Origin of the sequence: Burkholderia sp. MBR-1 (assembly GCF_013822785.1) — a bacterium.
In the GTDB taxonomy this organism is placed as follows: domain Bacteria; phylum Pseudomonadota; class Gammaproteobacteria; order Burkholderiales; family Burkholderiaceae; genus Burkholderia; species Burkholderia vietnamiensis.
Genome location: NZ_CP053609.1, coordinates 1,337,690 through 1,356,930, shown reverse-complemented (window position 1 = coordinate 1,356,930; position 19,241 = coordinate 1,337,690). Strand labels below are relative to the sequence as shown.

Sequence of the window (19,241 nt, the reverse complement as noted above, 5' to 3'; positions counted from 1 at the left end):
TTGACGGCCGCTTCCTGGCAGCCGCTTCGCAGCCGGGCGCCCGCTTGCAGGACGCGTTTACTTCACGTTGACCGTGATCGTCGAGCTCATCTCCGGCCCGTACGAGCGGTGCGCGCCGTCGCCGAGTTGCAGCGTCAACGTGTGCTGGCCGGACGGCAGCTTGACGTCGGTTTCGGTCTGGCCCTTGCCGAAGTGCAGCGAATGGTCGGTGGCGGGAATCACGTCGCCTTTCGGCACCGGCTTGCCGTCGATCAGCAGGTGATGGTGACCGGTGTCGGGCGTCATGTCGCCGGCCGGCTTCAGATCCATGCCTTCGAGGCCGAACTTGACGTGCACCGGGCTCGATACCGTCGCGCCGTCCTGCGGCTCGACGAAGAACACGCGCGCCTCGGCCCGCGCGAGCGTCGACACGGCCAGTGCCGCGACACAAACCGCACCCGCGATCCACTTCTTGTTGAGCATGTTTTCTCCTTCGGATTGAAAGGTTCACGAAGCATACACTGCGCGTCCCGGCCGCGCGACGGCGAACGTTGTTCGCGATGCGCACGCTTGAACGACGTTGCGCGGGCGTTCGGCGGAATTCCGGTACCATTGCGCCTCTCGTCCGCTGGCCGCGCCGCGGACGACGTCAGCGACTTTCATCCTCCCGAGCACCACATGAGCGAAGTAACCGAATACCAGAGCTGGGTCTGCCTGATTTGCGGGTGGGTCTACAACGAAGCGGAAGGCCTGCCGGACGACGGCATCCCCGCCGGCACGCGTTTCGCCGATATCCCCGCCGACTGGCGATGCCCGCTGTGCGATGTGGGCAAGGAAGATTTCGTGGTTGTCGATTTCTGAGGCGGGGTTTCTGAGGCGCAGCTTCTGAGGCGATCGCGCGGAGCGAATCGTATTCGCTCCGCCGGCGCGCCGCGCGTTTGCTATACTCTGCGCGCTGTCCACCTTGCCGTCCCGGTCGCGTCTTGAGCACGCGATATCGCGGACATGGCCCTCCCCGTAGTTCAATGGATAGAACAAGCGCCTCCTAAGCGCTAGATACAGGTTCGATTCCTGTCGGGGGGACCAGATATCCCCCAAGGTTGCGCAAATTTTCACAAGAGAACCCCGTCAAGCTTGGCTTTGCGGGGTTTTTTGTTGCACACTTCCGCAATCGACCGCCAGCACAAACACCCCCCTGACGGGGGTCGTTCTGGGGGTTCCGAAAATTCTGTCTCCCCGACTGTTGATGTCCACGCAGAACTGACCCACCTGAGGCTGTAGTTTTCATCGAATTTTGACCCACGTGATTGAATGCCCTGCTCAATCTTTGAGCAGGGGATACAGAGGTGATCACGGTGGGCATATTGGCCAAGATCAGGCGGATGTATTTCCGCGAGAAGGTCCCGCTGCGCGAGATTGCCAGGCGCACGGGCCTGTCCCGGAACACGGTGCGCAGCTGGCTTCGGCAGACGGATGCCGTTGAGCCGAAGTACCCGAAGCGCGTCAGCCCGAGCGTCGTCGACGAGTGGGCCGCGCAACTGACGGGCTGGCTGCGGGCAGACAGTCATCGCCCGAAGCGTGACCGGCGCACGGCCCGGTTCATGTTCGAGGCCATCCGCGGCGAGGGCTACGCCGGCAGCTACGGCCGCGTCAGCGCCTTCGTGAGACGCTGGCACGAGGAGCAGGCTGAAGCCCCGCGCAGGAAGGCCTATGTACCGCTGGCCTTCGAACCCGGCGAAGCATTCCAGTTTGACTGGAGCTGCGAATATGCCTTCATCGGCGGGTTGCGGCGACGCCTGGAGGTCGCCCACGTCAAGCTCAATGCCAGCCGGGCGTTCTGGCTGGTCGCCTATCCGACCCAGAGTCACGAGATGCTGTTCGATGCGCACGCCCGCGCATTCGCCGCGTTCGGCGGCGTGCCGCGCCGCGGCATCTACGACAACATGAAGACCGCCGTGGACAAGGTCGGCCGCGGCAAGGAGCGCGCGGTCAACGCCCGCTTCGAGGCAATGTGCGGCCATTACCTGTTCGAGCCGGAATTCTGCAACCGTGCCGCCGGCTGGGAGAAGGGCATAGTTGAGAAGAACGTGCAGGACCGGCGCCGCCAGATCTGGCACGAGGCTGCGCTACGACGCTGGGAAACGCTGGAGCTTCTGAACGAATGGGTCGCGGGCCAGTGTCGTCAGGCCTGGCAGATGCGGCACCCGCAGTGGCCCGAGCTGACGGTCGAGGACGTGCTGCAGGACGAGCGCACCAGGCTGATGCCCAATCCACGCCCGTTCGACGGCTATGTCGAGCAGACCCTGCGGGTGTCGTCGACCAGCCTCATCCACTTTCAGCGCAACCGCTACAGCGTGCCCACCGAGTATCGAACCAGCTGGTGAGCGTGCGCTGCTATCCGGCATATCTCAGCGTCGTCGCCGACGCCCAGGAGATCGCACGCCACGAACGCAGCTTCGAGCGGCACATGACCTTCTACGACTGGCGCCATTACATCACGCTGGTTGAGCGCAAACCCGGCGCGTTGCGCAACGGCGCTCCGTTCGTCACGATGCCACAGCCGCTGCAGCAGTTGCAGCGACACCTACTGAAGCACCAGGGAGGCGATCGCATCATGACGCAGGTGCTCGCCGCGGTGCGCGAACACGGACTCGATGCCGTGCTGCTTGCCGTGCAGGCAGCGCTGGACTCGGGACGCCCCAGTGGGGAGCACGTTCTGAACGTGCTGAGCCGGTTGAAGGCGCCCACCACGAGTACCAACCTCGCGACGACGAAACTCCAGCTTACCGAAGAGCCGGCTGCCGACGTGAGCCGCTACGAAACCCTGCGCGCCAACCCACCGGAGGACCGTCATGTCTAACGACATCGCCGCCCAACTCAAGGGGCTCAAACTGCATGGCATGGCGAGCACCTGGCCAGAGCTGCTGGCGCAGTCGCGTCACACGGAGTTCGACCCGGAGCGCTTCATGAAGCAGCTGCTGATGGCTGAGACGGCGGAGCGACAGGTGCGCTCGATCGCCTATCAGATGACCGCCGCTCGCTTCCCGGCTCACCGCGACCTGAAGGGCTTCGACTTCGCGCAGGCGCACGTCGACGAAGCGCTGGTTCGAGAACTCAGTGACCTGTCGTTCCTCGCAAGCGCACACAACGTCGTGTTCATCGGTGGCCCCGGCACCGGCAAAACGCACCTCGCCTCAGCGATCGGAATTGAGGCCGTGCAGCGCCACGGCAAGCGCGTGCGCTACTTCTCGACCGTCGAGCTGACCAACGCACTGGAGCAGGAGAAGTCCATCGGCAAACAAGGCCAGATCGCCCATAAGCTGATGTACGTCGACCTGGTAATCCTCGACGAACTGGGCTACCTGCCGTTCAGCCAGACCGGTGGCGCATTGCTGTTCCACTTGCTCTCGAAGCTGTATGAACACACGAGTGTCGTGATCACCACCAACCTCAGCTTCGGCGAGTGGGCGACCGTGTTCGGGGACGCAAAGATGACGACGGCGCTGCTGGACCGCGTCACCCATCACTGCCACATCGTCGAAACGGGCAATGAATCCTGGCGCTTCAAGTCCAGTTCTGCCAAGGCGAAGGCAACCAGAAAGAGAGCAGCAAAAGCAGCAGGCAGTGAGGAGTTATCCACACCGGAATAGATGTACTACGCTGTCTCGGGGTGGGTCAGATTTAGATGAAAACGGTGGGTCAAGATTCGGTGAAAATCAACAACTACATCTCCTTCGGTAACTGGGAATATCTCAAGGGAAACGTCGATCGCGTCATCATGGGCCGGGGGCGCATGTTCGAGTACACGCCGTCCGACACCGAAAAGCGGCTTGAAGGCCTCGACTCGACGGCAATCGCCTTTCTCGAAAAATTGCCGACCTTTCTGTGCAGCGAGACCAAATTAAACGAAAACACCGTCTCCATGCTCATCAAGTACGGTCGGATTTCCGGCACCACGCCCAGCCCGAAGGAAGTCTCCACCACTTTCGAGACATTGATCGATTTCGGCGAGGTCGAATTCGACGACGTTAAGGAAGCCGGGGAGGTGTTCGGCGCGGATCGGTTCCAGCTCCACCGCACTCACTGGGCAGTCCGTGAAGGCGACGCGCGGGAGGTGCTGGACCGATTGACCAAACTTAATCCCGACCTTGCTCCTCGCGTTGCGGAGCAAGTGACGCCCGCTGCTGACGATGCAGAAATCCAGCCTCCGCCACGCGACAAGAAGATCCTCGGCGTCGCCGACAGTGTGGAGTCCTTCCTCCAACTGCTCTACGGCTCGCCGGGAAAAGCCGCGACTGAGACCTTCTTCCGAGGCCACAGTAACGCTCGTTATGAACTGACGCCGTCATTGCTTCGCAAATGGGACAACGGCGACTGGCAGTTCATGCCGAGCGAGGATCGACTCTGCAAGGAACTATTGATTGCGCATCATGATGAGTTCCACGGCGATCAGTTTTGCTTCGACCGCCTTGTGCGCATGCAGCACTACGGCTTGCCTACGAGGCTGCTGGACATCTCCGGCAACCCGCTGGTGGCGCTCTTCTTCGCCTGCTCCTTCGAGCCGGACCAATCGGAAATTGACGGTGAGGTCATCGTCTTCCAAGTCTCGTCGGAGCTAGTGAAATACTATGACTCGGATACCGTCAGTTGCCTTTCAAATCTCTCCAACCTGACGTATGCCCAGAAGAATGAAATCAATCTCAGCCTCGACAAAGAAAAATTTAATGGAACGGACGTCGCCGGAAAGTTGCTCCACCACATTAAGTCGGAGAAAGGCTTTTTCGAGGGGCGAATCGTCCCGGACGATCTAGGGTCCATCATCTGCGTGAAGGCAAAACGCACTAATACGCGCATCAAATCGCAGTCCGGCGCCTTCCTGCTGTTCGGGCACGAGGCGACGCTTCCCGATGCCGGCCAGGGTGGGATCGAAATCAGCCGGGTCACGATCCGGGAGAAGGCGCACATTCTCGAACAGCTCGACCGAATCAACATCAATGCAACGACCGTATATCCCAGCATCGACCAGACCGCTGTTCATCTGCGGGATCAGCATCGGTCCCCGCGACCTGTCAAAACAGACGCTAATGCTGCGCCCAACAACTCTCCAGAAACCTGACGGGACGACGAGGGGCTCACCTGCTGCTGGCAGTGCCGGGGTTCAGTCGACATCGAAATTTTCAGATATGTGAACTCAAGACGCTAGCCAGCAAGGGAAAAAAATGCCGCGCCACCCCGGATCTAGACGCCGACCGCACGGAGCCAAATTGATCCTCTCCGTGGGAAAGGACGACCGTTCTCGAATAATCTAAAGGGACAGTTTGGGTCAGTAACTGCCCATTGCTGAAACGGCTGGCGTAGGTCTGGGCGTAGGTTTCTGATCTTCGCCTTGTCAGATAAGGTGAAGGTACTGCTGCATCATTGGGGTGACGGGTGCAGGTGCTGCGTTGGGTTGGGTGCTCATGTGATCGGGAAAAGTTGCTTTGCGTCCTTGAGTTCACCAGCGGCCTGAACGGGACGGCTCGAAGTTCGCCATCCGGCCGGTTGTTGGAGATCACGGCCGGCGGCTGTCGGCCCAAGAGCCGCCGTTTGTTCGCGACTTCACTAGGTCACTCTGACGTTGGCTCTGCCCAGCAACCGACCATTCGGTCGGTGAAGACGTACTTTTCTCCCTCGACCTCTGGTGACATTCAGGCGTCGATGCATGTATGTATGATCGTTACCGGTCGATTTCCGGACCTGCGCACAGTCCGCGCGCGAGACATACGCAACAGCGGTTTGGAAGCGAACTCCCTTTCCTACTGTACACCGGCGCATTGACTACATCGTAGACGCTCGGCGTGCTGACCCCGAGGGAGAGCCGGCCTCGCCAAGCATCGCACTCTCTCTTAGAGACTGTCCCGTTCGTCAAATGAGGCGAAGAACATTGAGCGTGCGCGTTGCCATTATTCTGAGCTCAGCTTCGTCTATTAGCGGGGTAATGCTTCCAGGAGACGAATGATGAAAAGGTGAGCTGTAGTTATTTATCGCAACGAGCTCCTCATATATTTCGTCACGTTTCAGCCTACTCAAAATGGAATGTTCATCAGCTGTTCTTATCATTTTAATGAAATCACCAAGCCATTGAAGCCCCGAAAAAACATCCCAATATTTGATTCTTGCAATGCCCTCCAAAATAGGACGCAGACAGCGCGCAACGCCAACCATCTGCCCTTGATCGGCACCTCCGAATTTAAGAAAGTTGGTTACCGATAGAATGTCCCTTGTCATCCCGCTTAGAGTTCCGTCACTATGACGAACGTGGGAGAATTTCACTCCGTTAATATCACTCTGCAAAGAGAGTGAGACGGCATCCGTCCCCGCCCTTGCCTCAAGTTCGGACGCAAAGACATTATCATGTGTCAATACAATAAGCTGGCCCACTTTCGAAGCAAGGATTACCAGCTCATTTATCGTAACAAAGCGACGGGATGAATCGAAACTTGAAACCGGATCATCGAACACCACAACCAATTCTTCGATATTATTACGAAGTGAAATTTTCGCCAAAAACATTGAGAAGGCGAGCGCACTTCTTTCCGCCTCAGACAAAGTGTATTTAAACTGATGCGGTGAATTTTCATCAAAAGTAATTCTATTTGATCCATATTTCACATAAAATGTTGACTCGTTCTCTATCGAGTTTGAAATTTTTTCCAATGACAACGTTGTAGAGAATTTTTTTAGGTGTTTGTTTGTTTCAGCTATGAACGCAGAAAATGCCGCCTGTGCAGCCTTCCCGATTTCGTTGTTTATTTCCGATCGTTGCTGCCTCAGTAAATTCATTGTCATCCCGTATTCTTTCGCAGAATCTCGAAATTTCGGCGTATAGTACGATCCATCCTTTTTTCCCATCCGTTTCTTAAGACTCTGTTCTGAGCGTAGCCTCTTTATCTGACCGTCGAGCGCAGAAGAGCGCGCGGCCAGATCTCGAGTCGCCTCCGAATTTATCAAGGAGAAGAGACTTTGGCGTGTTTTCTGCGACTGAATGGATCCAGAAAATAAATTATCCTCAATAAAATGTATATTGAACACTTCAATATTATTCTTGCGCAATGACCATGCGCCATTTTTATATTTTATTATCTCGCCATCAAATCGCAAAGAAACGGACTGTTCATCTGATGCCGAATTTTCATCTTTGAAAGACTGTTTTCTCTTGAGCAACCCCGGCTTTCCGGAAAGTGATTGCATAATAAGCGAGAGTGTGGTCTTCCCGGCCCCGTTCGGCGCATAGACTGTTGTTATTTTTCTCAGCCCCCCATCCCATTCTGCCGACGAAGAGCCACTAAATTTCTTGAATTTTCCAATATTTTCGATGGTTATGATTTTTTCTAACATGTTTTATCCAAAAATTTTAATGTTAATTCGACGAAATTCACCATCGATCACTTCGATGTAAAAAAAATTAACAACATCGCGGTGATGTATGTTCGCTATGATACATTGAATATTTGATATATGAAATGATACTGATCTGCCTCCTGCTTTAGTCCGGGTCGCTGCTAGCGGTCGAGATCAATAATGGCTGCTTTTGTGCGCGCGGGTGAATTGCGGAAGCGTAAGCGATTCGAGCAAGCTGTGCGGTCGCTTGTTGTTGTACTCAATTCGCAACGAGTCAATCAATGTCTCGTGGACAAGCGGCCTGATCGCCTCGGCTCTGGGATTCGTGAAACAGGGCCAAGGTCGATCCGCCTTGCCTAGCGGGTTCGCGAGGCTCGAATTATCCTGCGGCGTGGCCGATAGAACTACTCTGATAATCTCTATTCGCCGCTTCGGGCCTTGTGTGCTACGTGACTTTAACGCCACTAACCGTAGACAGCACGCAATCTCTGTGCGGAGTTAACAAAAGGTCTGCGCTACTCGTGCCTCTAGCAGGCTCGGAACAATGACCTATCTCCAATGGATAGCGGCCATCCAAATTTTTCCCGATGGATGTCCGCAACGGGTCGGGATATGCCTTTTGCATGAGGCGCGCCAAACACAACTTCTGTGGAACGCTCTCATTCAGATCGAAAAACGGAGCGCACGTCGTGGGCGATGCGATCAAGGCTGCCAGCCTCAAGTTTCAATGTCGCTTTGAGAGTGTCGCCGCCAGAGTTTGCGCTCATCTCTACGACTAGCGTCACATTCCCAAGAGAAGTAATCGTTGCTGCAAATGACAAGTCACCGTCGATCGCATGCCAATCCTTCGCTCCGCTCCAGCCGGTCCACGACGTTGCCATGTCTTCGAACAGCGTTGTCGGAGGACCGCTAACGTAAGTGGACGCAACAACTTCGCCTGAAAATGAGGCCGCCGAAATCTTGGCCAGAAACAGAATCTCGTCGGGTTTCCGGCTGTACGGTGACAACGTCAGCACTGTCTGGGAGTCGCAAGATTTAATTTCGATGACGTTCATTTACATCGCCCCGTCGATAAGTGGCGTCACCCTAGCATGAACGGCTGTTTCCGAAAATTTCAAGGTCCGCTCAGGGTCGAGGGTGTGTCAAAACCCGCGCGATCGCCTAGACTGAATCAACCTGTTAGCGCGAGAGGCGGAGATGGGGCGATTCGTCGAAGGTGCAAGCCGCAATCAGGCCACGTTGCTGCCGGAGTGTCTCGAAGACTTTATCGCTGAAGACAATCCCGTGCGGATCGTCGACGCATTCGTAGACGAACTCGATCTGGCTTCCATGGGCTTCGAAGGCACCACGCCGGCGATCACGGGCCGACCGTCTTACCATCCGTCCGTTCTGCTCAAACTCTACATCTACGGCTATCTCAATCGCGTGCAGTCGAGCCGACGTCTGGAGCGCGAGTGCCAGCGTAACGTCGAACTGATGTGGCTGACCGGTCGCCTCGCGCCGGACTTCAAGAGGATTGCCGAGTTCAGACGCAGCAATGGCGCCGGCGTTCGCAATGTATGCCGCCGCTTCGTGGTGATATGCCGCGACCTGAAGCTGTTCACGCAAGCAGTCGTTGCCATCGACGGCAGCAAGTTCAAGGCGGTCAACAGCCGCGATAACAACTTCGCGCCCAACAAGATCGCAAAGCGTCAGGAGCAGATCGAGCAAAGTATCCAGCGCTATCTGGATGCGCTGGAAACTGCTGATCGCACGCAACCCGCAGAAGTCGAAGCGAAAACCAAACGGCTGCGGGAAAAGATCGAGACGCTGCGCGAGCAGATGCGCGATCTGGATCGGGCCGCGGAACTGTTGAATGATTTACCGGAAAAACAGGTTTCGCTGACTGATCCCGACTCACGTTCGATGATGTCGCAAGCCAAGGGCACAGGCGTGGTGGGCTACAACGTTCAGGTGGCTGTTGATACGAAGCACCACCTCATCGTGACACACGAAGTGACGAACGTCGGTAGTGACCGCGCTCAGCTAAGCCCGATGGCCAAAGCCGCACGCGAAGCGATGGGCAAGAAGAAGCTCAAGGCGCTGGCCGATCGCGGGTACTACAGCGCCACGGAAATCAAAGCATGCGATGACGCTGGTATTGCAGCGCTGGTGCCAAAAACACAAACCTCCAGTGCAAAGGCAGATGGACGGTTCGATCGGGCCGACTTCGTCTACATCGCCAAAGACGACCAATACCTATATCCAGCGGGGCAACGGGCGATTTACAGATTTACTTCCGTCGAGCGCGAAACTCCGATGGCCCTGCGTACCTACTGGAGCAGCGCTTGCCCGAAATGCCCGATAAAGAACCGGTGTACGCCCACTGACTACCGGCGTATTCGACGATGGGAACACGAAGCGGTGCTTGAGGCGATGCAGTCCAGGCTGGATCGCCAGCTCGATGCCATGACGATGCGACGGCGCACGGTCGAGCACGTGTTCGGCACACTCAAGCACTGGATGGGGACGACGCACTTCCAGACGCGCGGACTTGGCCATGTCGCCGCTGAAATGAGTTTGCACGTGCTGGCATACAACCTCAAGCGAGTCATCAGGATCCTCGGATTCGCAAAGACGATGCGAGCGATGAAGCTGGCAGGCGCGTGAATGCGTGCGCCGACGCTGTTTGCCAGTAAAACACGATCACTTCATTTGCCTGCGTCACGTCCTAACGCAACTGTGCTCCCGCCAGGGAGGGATCGGTCGGCCGTTCTGCGCGTTTTTACACGGCCTCGGCCGACTTGAGTCGCTCGCCCCGCAGACGCCCAATAGGGCAACGCACAAGGAATGCAAGCATCCACCAGAGCATACCAATACCGTAAAGCGTTCGTTGCGCCTCGAGTATGTTGAGCGACGCCGGGCTCTGCGGTGCCGTAGTCTGCCGGCCGCTTCCTATGCGATACAAATTGAGGGCGCGTCCATGTCAGACTCTGACGCCCGATTTCACCGAAAAAACGGATGCTAGACTCTAGCACCCCTCCCGTGCGCGGGATTCGACTGCCACGCCGGACAGCTACTCGAGCTCCTCGAGAGAACTTGAGTCCGCAGGTCGAGCGCCCCCGAAACCGAGTCCAGCGCGACGTACGCGCCCGTCTTGCGGATCGACGGCAGCACCTCCGACGTCACCCACTGGCGGAAGCGCTTCGCGTCGGGCTTTCGGCTTTCGAATATCAGCACATAGAGGCCAGATTCATTACATACCCCGACTTTTTTGGGGCCCCCAAGGGTATCCACAGTACGGATACCCTTTTCGTTTTCCTCCAGCCCGGCAAGGGCATTCCCCGAGTTGGCGATCCCAAGAATCGCGCAGAGGTCACGCGTAACAAACCACGGCTCACCCTCAACGGTCACCACGCGCACTTGCGCGCCAGTACCCAGTCCTAAACCGACCGTATCTGTACACCCTGAATCCACCTGTCCAAAAACTACGGTTGCTAATTCTGGACACCCCCAGTAGTGTGGACACCGTTATTGGACATTTGCAGCAAAGAACAAGGGAAAACGGGATGAGCCGAACGTTTCTATACGCACGGGTGAGCACTGCCGACCAAACCACCGCCAATCAGGTGCTCGAAGTACAGTCAGCCGGATTCCACGTGGACACGAAACGAATCATCACCGAGAAAATCAGCGGGAGCGTCGCCGCAGAATTGAGGCCCGGGTTTGCCAAGCTGCTTGACCGCCTCGAGGACAGCGACGTGCTCGTCGTCACAAAGCTCGACCGCCTCGGCCGGAATGCAATGGATGTGCGAGCAACGATCGAGCGACTCGCCGCGATCGGCGTGCGCGTCCACTGCCTGCAGTTGGGCGGCGCAGACCTGACCAGCCCGGCCGGCAAGATGATCATGGGCATCCTGACGACGATCGCCGAATTCGAGCGCGACTTGCTGATCGAGCGCACCGCAGCAGGGCTAGAACGCGCACGACAGGACGGAAAAGCGCTAGGCCGCCCACGCGTCCTCTCTGACGGGAAGCGTGCCGAAGTCGCCGAACGCCTCGGTGCCGGCGAAACAGTTGCAGCAGTTGCACGAGCCCTCGGTGTCTCCCGACAAACCATCATGCGTCTTCGCGATGCTGCCGCAGCATAGTAGGTGCAGCACGTGTCAGGCAGTCGCCAACAGGCACGGCCACGCTATTGCCAACGCCTCGGCGCTGCGCCACGCAGCACGAGCCGAGGCTGGATCACCACGCGCCGCGGCATCGAGCGCCATGCGCCGGTTGGCCTGCCAGTCCTCGTGCTGCTGTACGACGAGCGCCCCGAGACGAGCCGCACGCTCCGAGGCATCCGGGGCGGCAGCCGGCATATCGGCGAGTAGCGCGTCTGGATCCGGCTCATCCGCCGGCGGTGGGGCATTGTCGATGACATCGATCGCATCGACGCGGACGAGCAGTTCATCGCCGACGTGGACGTCAGCGAAATTCATATCAGACAATCGACACCCCCGGCTTCCGATTGATGGTGATACGGCCCGACATGGCCCGAGCCCGTCCCGGCCCGACGTTCGGCTCACCGTCGAGCGCCCACGCCTTACGCTCCATATTCTGGACGATCTGCATCGCCTCGGCCGCCAGCTTCGCCAGGCGAACATCGTCCGCATCCTTCGATTTCAGCGCCCGATAAACGGCACCACGAACCGCGCGGGCCTCTTGCCGATGAGTGGCTACCACCTGCGCACGCTCATCAGCGACGACAGCCACCGCGACAGCCGGTGTGGATGGCGGAGAGTAAACGGCGGCCGCGCTCTCAGGCGCCGGCGCTGGCCCTTCCGCAACTTTTCCCGCTTCGCCATTGCCGCGTTCATGAGGCAGAGCGGTACCCTTCTCGCACTTCCGCCAGCTCTCGGTTTTCGCCCTGTTGCCCGCTGAACCCTTTGATATTCCGAGAGAAACGGCAATCGCGGACAGCCCGACACCCGGTTCAGTTTCGTACCGGTGACGTGCAGCGGCCCACTCGACATCGGTTGGCATTCGCTTAGGCATCGGATTACAGAGGCGCGTCCATTATGAGCAAAGTTTCACGTCACGATGGACGGCAGACAACGAAAGACCGTCCATCCCGTCCAGGAGCAGCCGATCGAAGCGCAGAATTCTCCGTCGTTTCAGTGAGTTGATGGCTTGGACGCACGATACGGTGCCTCGATTCAGGGCCCCCTTCGCTTTCGATGGCGCGCAGGTTCGCGTGGTGACTGTTGATGGGGAGCCGTTGTTCGTGGCGCGTGATGTGGCAAGCGTGCTCGGCTATGCCGACACGGATTATGCGATCCGAGCCCACTGCAAGGGCGCGCAGACCTATGCCGGGGATTCCTCGGGGCAGGTTCGGCACTTCAAGATCATCCCGGAGCGCGACGTGTACCGCCTCGTCATGCGATCGAAGCTGCCGTCTGCCGGGCGCTTCGAGGAGTGGGTCGTCGGAGAGGTGCTACCGTCGATCCGTAAGACCGGCACGTATGTCGCGCCGGTCGCCGCACTGCCGAACTTCAGCGACCCGGTCGCCGCAGCACCCGAGCGGCACGCTGTCACGCCGTGCGAGGAATCCGGAAAACCGTCGGATTGATGCGGAACGGTGCCGCGTACGCCCAGTGCTCTGCGACGCAGCTCGATACCAGGTGGCATTCGGAGATGAACTTGCGAATGGCTACCGTCACCTGCGCGCGCTGATACACCTTGTACGGGGGCGCGTTCGCCACATGCTTGTTCTTGACTTCGTGAAGCGGTGCGATCTGGTGCGCCGACTCGGTCAGGGCGAACTTCGCAATCTCGGTCGGCAGACCAAACGTCGCCCATGCGCGCTCGGTCGCACGGGTAAGCGACTCTGTGCCGGCCGGACGCTCGTCGAGGACCGTCACAAGCGCCGAACGCCGGCCGAGATCATCGACGCGACGCTCGATCGCTTGCAGTTGAACGGCTTGCTGCGCCTGCTCAGCTCGCGCCAGCGCAAGCTCATGCGCTTGGTGCTCCAACGCATCGAGCATATGGCGAGCGAGTTGCAACGAACCCGACGAGACACCCGGCTGCGGCGCTTTGGCCTCCGCTGCCTCGAGCTCCTGCCAGCGGTCGACCAGTCGCGCGGTGAATGCCGGCGACAGCTGCGCGACGATCACGTAGCTGTCGCGCTTGCCGACCAAATACTCGACCACCGGGCGGCCTGCTGTGGCCTTTTCCTGCATTGCAGGAGAAGCGATGACCCCGCGCGAGACAAGGCGCTCGATCGTTACCTTCACGTTGTCGTGGCGCGACTCGACCAGATCCGCGATCTCGCGGCTGCTCATCATCAGGCCGCTGAGGATCGGCGAGGGATTGAGGCTCATGAGCGCTGTCATCGTATCGCCTCCATGAATGCGCGGCTGCCGCGGACGGCGGTCTCAAAGCGACGGCGCGCGTTGTACGTGCCGGCGCGAGCCTGCTGGTACGCCCCGTAGGACTTTCGGGTAGCGCGGCGGAATGCCGGTGAGCTCACGTCGATATCCCCACCGATGCGTTCTTTGTAACGCTGACAGGCGCACTGATACGCGTACTTTGCATCGCGGAGTGCCCCTTGCGCACGCAGCAACTCCGCTCCACGTCGCGCAACGGCCTCAGGCGTCCATCGAATCGACAACGCCATCACACGACCTCCTGCGCCGCGACATGGCCGCTCGCACCACGCGCGGACAGCCACGCCTCCACATCAACTCGTGGCCAGTATTGGCTCCGCGGGCCCAGCACAATCGGTTTCGGGAAGTTGCCGCATGCAGCCCATCGGCGAACCGTGGCCACTCCCACGCCGGCAACTTCGGCGATCTGCGCAGCGCTCATGCGCGAGGGATTCGATCTCATCGCAAACTCCAAACGGTTTTAGAGGTTTCATTTGCGCGTCACGACTGCTCCGGGCTGTACGATCCAAGTGCGTCAATCGGAAGGCAGGCAAAAAAAGCGCCGCGGAGAGCGGCGCAAGAAAGAAGCGGATTTTGAAACGACCTTGCGGTCACACATATGGTCGCGTCACGAAAGCCAATCCGGCGCCATCCACCGGCCAGCGGTCATGCAGAGATCCCTCCGCCGATGACCTTGGTCTTCAGGAGCGAGCTGATGCTGCCCATCGCCGATCGACTAGCGTCGGACGGGCCAGTGCGGTCGTCCGAAGGCAATGCAATCGGCTCTAACTGGCGCTGCGTTTGGGCCGGTGCCGGCGGCTTGCCGCCGTTGTCGATCGCGGCTTGGATGCGCGCGTGCCACGACTCCTTCGATTCACCGAAGTGGGCCGAACCGACGCCGACCTCCATCGCCTTCGCGAACGCTGACTCGTCCGACCGCCACCACGCACTGCCCGACTTCTTCTCAGCCCCTCGCATCGGCCCCGCAATGCGAACCCAATTGCGCCACGTCGCCAGCCAGTCCACCTTCGCCGCGGCGCGGCCCGATTTGCCGTGCCAGTGGTCGCGAAACTTTTCCGCCTCGAAGCGCACGTGCTCCACCGTCCACGCGCCGCTACTCCAAGCACCATGGTCGGAAGCGAGCCGCGCCGTCTCTTCAAGCGCCCAGTCACCCCAAGCCTTCGGCAATACCCAGTCTTGCGGCAAGCGCGAAGCGCGCGCAGCGGGCGGATTTGCCGCCAGCGAAGCAGCTTCACGGATCATTGACGGTTCTATTGACGGTTTACATGACGGATTGGCTGCAGCTGTCGCACCCCGTTCCTGCGTGAGCTGCACCCCGTCCGCGCGTGAGCTGCACCCCGTAGCGTCGTCTCCTGCACCCCGTTCTTGGTTCCGGGGTGCAACACTTTCAGGTCGTTGCATGCAGAGGTCGTAGCAAACCGGGCGACGGTCAGCACGGGGGATCTGCGCCGCGACGATTCGCTGGTTTCCCTTGGCGATCAAACCAGCCTGCTCGAGCAGATCGAGCTTCGTTCGCACGGTTCGCTCGGACAACCCGGTATCGGCCGAAAGCGTAGACGCAGACGGGAACGCCGTCTTGCCCCACTTGTCCGCATAATTCGCGAGACAGAGAAGCACGTGCCGCGCGGGCGCGTCTTGCATGACCTGCTGCTCAATCGCCCAAGACATCGCTTGTACGCTCATCGCGCACCGCCTCGCGATCGAGTCGCGCCACGCAATCCTCTGTACGCAAACGTGACGGAGCCCCTGACGATCACACAGAAATCGAGATAGGAGTGAGTTACTTCTTTGAGCGCAGCGGTGAGAGCACTGCGCTCATTTATCAAAAGTTTCATGGCATCCCGGAAAAGGATGCGGCAACCAGTCGGACGCCTAATTCACTTGTGCGGCAATTGCACATGCCGCACAATCTCACTGTACTTGTCCGTTTTAATCCGCTCGCTGCCGCTAATGGCACATTCTCGTAGCTGGATAAATCTGGAATTTCCAAAGGTCACCTCGCTACAGGTGGCCTTTTTCTTTTCCAGATCAGCCAAAGCAAATCTTCACTTAGAAAGGAAACAGGGGAAAGCCGAGAAAGCCTGATCCAGCAAGGCTCGCCGCCATCCACACCTGAAAATCCAGCGTTTTCCACTCGAAATCGGCTAATATGCGATTTTCATGATTCCACCGAGAAAACGCGCATGCAGGTTATAAGGGCTTACGCGTGCCTCACGGCCCCGATGTCGCGCCGGTTGTCCGCGACCGACTTCGCCGGCGCGAATCGCATCGCCGCATCGTCGGCCTTCGCAACCAGATCCCATGCCAGATGTTCAGCGACAACAAGAGCGGCATCTGTCGAACCGGCTTCGATGATTGAGGTCAGCCGCGAGGCCAGGTCAACGAGCCCGTCGCAGAGCGACTCGACCTCGGCGCCCGCAGCTGGCGCGATCTGGTCTGCTTCACACAAGGTGTCGCGAATGATTTGAAGGTGCGGGCGTGTTTGCCCTGTAGAATTGGCGATAGCCATAGAACGAACCTCGTCATAGGTTGTTTTGCGGTCAGACGGGAACGATGTTGGCGCATCGTTCCCGCCGCTCTTGCCGAATCCCGCCAGTAAGGCGAAAACGGCGTCCACATCCTGCCATAACGTCGCACGAACGCAAGTCGCGACAGCCAACACTATGGGGCCTCCGGTGCGCGGTAGCCAACCGGATCGGCAAACCAGCGATGAACCTCGGAATTTTTCCACGCGACACAGCGCGCCGAGCCGAGCTGCACGCGGCGCGGAAAGCGACCGGCCAGTTCGCGCTTGCGGACAGACTCGTGCGACAGCGGAACGAAGCGCTTCAGGTCACCCCAGCGGGTATAGCCGTCGAGCGGCAGCGATTGGGGCCCATGCTCTGTACCGCCAGCAGACGGAGCATTGCGGATATTTGCGGCCATGCTTAGAACCTCGCGGTCAGTTGAACATGGCGCAACGCTACGCGTGTGAAGTTGAGTGAAGCAAATGTGAACCTCTCGGCCTTACCCGATAAGGTATCGGCGACCATTAAGCAGGCGTATGTGAACCTGTGTGAACCCGCACCCAATCAATTACGGCGCCTAGTCTCCCGCCTCGGGATATCCGCATCATCCAAAACGTCGTAGATCGTGCGGCGGCTTTTACGAAATTTGGCCGCAATTTTTGTCCCCGACACCCCAGCACAGTACATCAGGGCAATCTCGCGCTTATCCGCGGCACTCAATGGCGCAGCGTCAGAGGACGCCTTTCCGTCGCCCTGCATGGCCGGACCGAGAATCGCGTCTGCTTCAGGTATATGAATTTCCTTGCCACGCAACGACGCGTATATCTCTTGGGCACGGAACCCACAAAACGAATATGCGAACCAAACTGAGTGATGCGTCAGAAGCTCCGCGCGACTGACATTGATCCACAGATCGTAAACCTCCGCTTTCGAAACGTGTGGGTCATAGAGTGAGTTCTCCCCCTGCAGCTCCGCCAACATGAGGAGCGCACTACCGACACCGTGCTCTTCCAGCTCTTCAGGAACGCCGAACCCTTGCCATTCATACCAACGAGGCGCTTCGTCCCCGGCCGACAGCAACAGTTGCTCGAGGGCCGCCGCGGCCTCCGCTTCCGTACACTCGCTCGTGCGCATCATTTGAGCGATCAAGTCGCGGGCAAGGACGAAGCCAGATCGCTGCCGGGCGAGGAATTGCTGAACGGTCATACCGGCTAAATGTTGGAAAAGTTGGGAGAAGATTGTAAAGGATGGTCGAACTGAGGCCACAATTCGGTCCAGTGTGGAACGCGTGGCACCCTAGCAACATTGAGTCCGCAACGCTCTCGCCAGGACGATTCGTTTGACGCAGTGCCGGAGTACAATTACCCTCCGTGCCGCGGGGTGGAGCAGTCTGGCAGCTCGTCGGGCTCATAACCCGAAGGTCATAGGTTCAAATCCTATCCCCGCAACCAACATCGAAGCCCGCTGTGCGAAAGCAAGCGGGCTTTTTTCTTGCGCTGAGGGGGGCTTCTATGTCAACATCGATGAACGCCATGTTGACATAGCGCTAACGAGAAATTTCCATGACAGCGATTGAGCACCTGAAGAAACTTGACCCCGAAATCAGCCGCATCCTGTGGCAATTTGACGGTAAAGAAGCGGCGTTAAGCCATGTTTTCCAGGAGCGTCGCGGCATCTCTCGGCAAGCTGCGAACGGACTTCTGTCGCGCCTAGTGACCGCCGGATTGCTCGCAGAGGGGAGCGGGAAGCGCCCCAAGACATATACGCAACCTCCACTCGCGTCTCTCGAAAAGAAATATCCACTCGAATCAATCGAGGAGCATGTAGTTTGGGTAGAAGATTTTCGCCCGGGTTTTTCCGAGGTTATGTGCGAGAACGCACTAAAAATTTGGGACTATGGCTTCACTGAGATGCTAAACAACGCAATTGAGCACTCACAGGGAACGACTGTAACTGTTCGAGCAAACCTACATGCTGGTGGAACCGTGTGTTCAATCGAGGATGATGGAGAGGGGATCTTCAAGCGTATTAGTCGCATCTGTAAACTCCCGGACGAGCGGCAGGCAATTCTTGAGCTCGCGAAAGGTAAGCTGACTACGGATCCGGACAACCATACCGGTGAGGGAGTGTTCTTCTCTTCGAGGGCATTCGATCATTTTTGCATCGTATCTGGCGGATTGATGTTCGACCATCTTGATGGCGAAGATGATTATCTATTTGAACGAGATCACTCCCGTGAAGGAACATGGGTCATGATGGCTCATGGCAATCATACCGAGAGGTTGCTGACGGATGTTTTCGACGAATTTGCTCAGGCCGACGAATACACATTCAGCAAAACCATCGTTCCTGTTCGTTTGGCGAGAATGGGAGCGGAGAGCTTGGTTTCGCGATCACAGGCACAGCGTCTCCTGGCTCGCGTTGATCGGTTCAAGGTCGTGCTCTTCGACTTCCGAGATGTGGAAACAGTAGGCCAGGCTTTTGCTGACGAAATTTTCCGGGTGTACGCGAACGCCCACCCTGAGGTTGAGCTAGTTCCAGTTCACGTGAGCCCACAGGTTGAGCAGATGATTACTCGTGCAACAGCGCCGCGTATGTAGCACTTCTGTCAGGCGAATCACTGGAGGAAGCGGTGGTTCGCCTGATGGCCGCGGAAAAGGATACTTAGCGGACACCGCGGCTGTCAGCGGCAGTCGCCCACATGACCTCGGTTGCCTGGGGGTTCTTTTGGGGGTCTTTTCATCAAATACCCACGCCCACTGCCATATAGTCATGTAGATATGAATTCTGTCGGGGGACCAGTCGACTTCAAACCATTCCCAAGATTCACAAGAAGTCCATCGCTCAAGCCCGTCTGGCGGACCTCCAGCTCCCATCGTTACCCAACGTTGCTCAGTAACAGCCGGAGAAAGTGTTGGTATCTGTGTTGTTGGTATCAGCAGATACCAACAACACAGAT

General features: G+C 58.2%; 19 protein-coding genes, 2 tRNA genes and 1 pseudogene. 10 read left to right on the top strand and 12 right to left on the bottom strand.

Annotation, left to right across the window (positions count from 1 at the left end):
* Positions 1-57: 57 nt before the first annotated feature.
* The gene (locus MBR110_RS06240) at positions 58-462 is read right to left on the bottom strand and encodes a DUF4399 domain-containing protein (protein ID WP_045578890.1); all 405 of its coding nucleotides are present in this window, start codon (positions 460-462) and stop codon (positions 58-60) included.
* Between the two features lie 195 nt (positions 463-657).
* Between MBR110_RS06240 and MBR110_RS06235 the strand changes: the two genes are divergently transcribed.
* The 5 genes and pseudogenes from MBR110_RS06235 (at position 658) to MBR110_RS06215 (ending at position 5,095) form a co-directional block, all read left to right on the top strand.
* Positions 658-840, top strand: a complete 183-nt coding sequence (locus MBR110_RS06235) for a rubredoxin (protein ID WP_011885645.1) — start codon at positions 658-660, stop codon at positions 838-840.
* A 150-nt stretch (positions 841-990) separates the two neighbouring features.
* Positions 991-1,065, top strand: a tRNA-Arg gene (locus MBR110_RS06230).
* 269 nt (positions 1,066-1,334) lie between these two features.
* Positions 1,335-2,839: pseudogene (gene istA, locus MBR110_RS06225) on the top strand (IS21 family transposase).
* A complete protein-coding gene (gene istB / locus MBR110_RS06220) occupies positions 2,832-3,629 on the top strand; it encodes an IS21-like element helper ATPase IstB (RefSeq protein WP_011875575.1) in 798 nt (265 codons plus the stop codon). Before istA ends, istB begins: the two are co-directional and overlap by 8 nt.
* A gap of 59 nt (positions 3,630-3,688) precedes the next feature.
* Complete coding sequence (locus tag MBR110_RS06215; RefSeq protein WP_220138103.1) at positions 3,689-5,095, top strand: FRG domain-containing protein; 1,407 nt, start codon at positions 3,689-3,691, stop codon at positions 5,093-5,095.
* A 788-nt stretch (positions 5,096-5,883) separates the two neighbouring features.
* Here the strand turns inward: MBR110_RS06215 and MBR110_RS06210 are convergent.
* Positions 5,884-7,356, bottom strand: a complete 1,473-nt coding sequence (locus tag MBR110_RS06210; protein ID WP_181709225.1) for an AAA family ATPase — start codon at positions 7,354-7,356, stop codon at positions 5,884-5,886.
* Positions 7,357-8,018: 662 nt separating this feature from the next.
* Positions 8,019-8,414 (bottom strand): DUF6228 family protein, encoded by a 396-nt coding sequence (locus MBR110_RS06205; protein ID WP_181709224.1) that lies wholly within the window; start codon positions 8,412-8,414, stop codon positions 8,019-8,021.
* 142 nt (positions 8,415-8,556) lie between these two features.
* Here MBR110_RS06205 and MBR110_RS06200 point away from each other — a divergent pair, with 142 nt between their 5' ends.
* Complete coding sequence (locus tag MBR110_RS06200; RefSeq protein WP_181709223.1) at positions 8,557-10,008, top strand: IS1182 family transposase; 1,452 nt, start codon at positions 8,557-8,559, stop codon at positions 10,006-10,008.
* Positions 10,009-10,362: 354 nt separating this feature from the next.
* On the opposite strand, the gene MBR110_RS06195 is transcribed toward MBR110_RS06200, so the two are convergent.
* Positions 10,363-10,752, bottom strand: coding sequence for a BRO-N domain-containing protein (locus MBR110_RS06195; protein ID WP_226188268.1), 390 nt, complete (start codon positions 10,750-10,752; stop codon positions 10,363-10,365).
* A gap of 155 nt (positions 10,753-10,907) precedes the next feature.
* Between MBR110_RS06195 and MBR110_RS06190 the strand changes: the two genes are divergently transcribed.
* Entirely contained in the window at positions 10,908-11,489 is a 582-nt protein-coding gene (locus MBR110_RS06190) for a recombinase family protein (RefSeq protein WP_060044808.1), read from the top strand.
* 15 nt (positions 11,490-11,504) lie between these two features.
* On the opposite strand, the gene MBR110_RS06185 is transcribed toward MBR110_RS06190, so the two are convergent.
* Positions 11,505-11,825, bottom strand: coding sequence for a hypothetical protein (locus tag MBR110_RS06185; RefSeq protein ID WP_060044809.1), 321 nt, complete (start codon positions 11,823-11,825; stop codon positions 11,505-11,507).
* Position 11,826: 1 nt separating this feature from the next.
* On the bottom strand, positions 11,827-12,099 hold the full coding sequence (locus MBR110_RS06180; protein WP_181709222.1) for a hypothetical protein: 273 nt from the start codon (positions 12,097-12,099) through the stop codon (positions 11,827-11,829).
* A 481-nt stretch (positions 12,100-12,580) separates the two neighbouring features.
* Between MBR110_RS06180 and MBR110_RS06175 the strand changes: the two genes are divergently transcribed.
* Positions 12,581-12,955, top strand: coding sequence for a BRO-N domain-containing protein (locus MBR110_RS06175; protein WP_212183900.1), 375 nt, complete (start codon positions 12,581-12,583; stop codon positions 12,953-12,955).
* Here the strand turns inward: MBR110_RS06175 and MBR110_RS06170 are convergent.
* From MBR110_RS06170 to MBR110_RS06145, 6 genes are all read right to left on the bottom strand, one after another.
* The gene (locus tag MBR110_RS06170; RefSeq protein WP_212183899.1) at positions 12,918-13,721 is read right to left on the bottom strand and encodes a Rha family transcriptional regulator; all 804 of its coding nucleotides are present in this window, start codon (positions 13,719-13,721) and stop codon (positions 12,918-12,920) included. The genes MBR110_RS06175 and MBR110_RS06170 overlap by 38 nt on opposite strands.
* Before the next feature lie 283 nt (positions 13,722-14,004).
* Positions 14,005-14,217 (bottom strand): helix-turn-helix transcriptional regulator, encoded by a 213-nt coding sequence (locus MBR110_RS06165; RefSeq protein WP_181709220.1) that lies wholly within the window; start codon positions 14,215-14,217, stop codon positions 14,005-14,007.
* 203 nt (positions 14,218-14,420) lie between these two features.
* Positions 14,421-15,458 carry a helix-turn-helix domain-containing protein gene (locus MBR110_RS31980; RefSeq protein ID WP_220138102.1) on the bottom strand — a complete coding sequence of 346 codons (1,038 nt, stop codon included), beginning with the start codon at positions 15,456-15,458 and terminating at the stop codon, positions 14,421-14,423.
* Positions 15,459-15,975: 517 nt separating this feature from the next.
* Complete coding sequence (locus tag MBR110_RS06155; RefSeq protein WP_181709219.1) at positions 15,976-16,437, bottom strand: hypothetical protein; 462 nt, start codon at positions 16,435-16,437, stop codon at positions 15,976-15,978.
* Complete coding sequence (locus MBR110_RS06150; RefSeq protein ID WP_181709218.1) at positions 16,437-16,700, bottom strand: helix-turn-helix transcriptional regulator; 264 nt, start codon at positions 16,698-16,700, stop codon at positions 16,437-16,439. The genes MBR110_RS06155 and MBR110_RS06150 overlap by 1 nt, the downstream gene beginning before the upstream one ends.
* 146 nt (positions 16,701-16,846) lie before the next feature.
* The gene (locus tag MBR110_RS06145) at positions 16,847-17,488 is read right to left on the bottom strand and encodes a helix-turn-helix domain-containing protein (protein ID WP_181709217.1); all 642 of its coding nucleotides are present in this window, start codon (positions 17,486-17,488) and stop codon (positions 16,847-16,849) included.
* Between the two features lie 168 nt (positions 17,489-17,656).
* Between MBR110_RS06145 and MBR110_RS06140 the strand changes: the two genes are divergently transcribed.
* Positions 17,657-17,733 (top strand) — tRNA-Met (locus MBR110_RS06140).
* Between the two features lie 111 nt (positions 17,734-17,844).
* Positions 17,845-18,882 carry an STAS-like domain-containing protein gene (locus MBR110_RS06135; protein ID WP_175916811.1) on the top strand — a complete coding sequence of 346 codons (1,038 nt, stop codon included), beginning with the start codon at positions 17,845-17,847 and terminating at the stop codon, positions 18,880-18,882.
* The last annotated feature ends 359 nt before the right edge of the window (positions 18,883-19,241 follow it).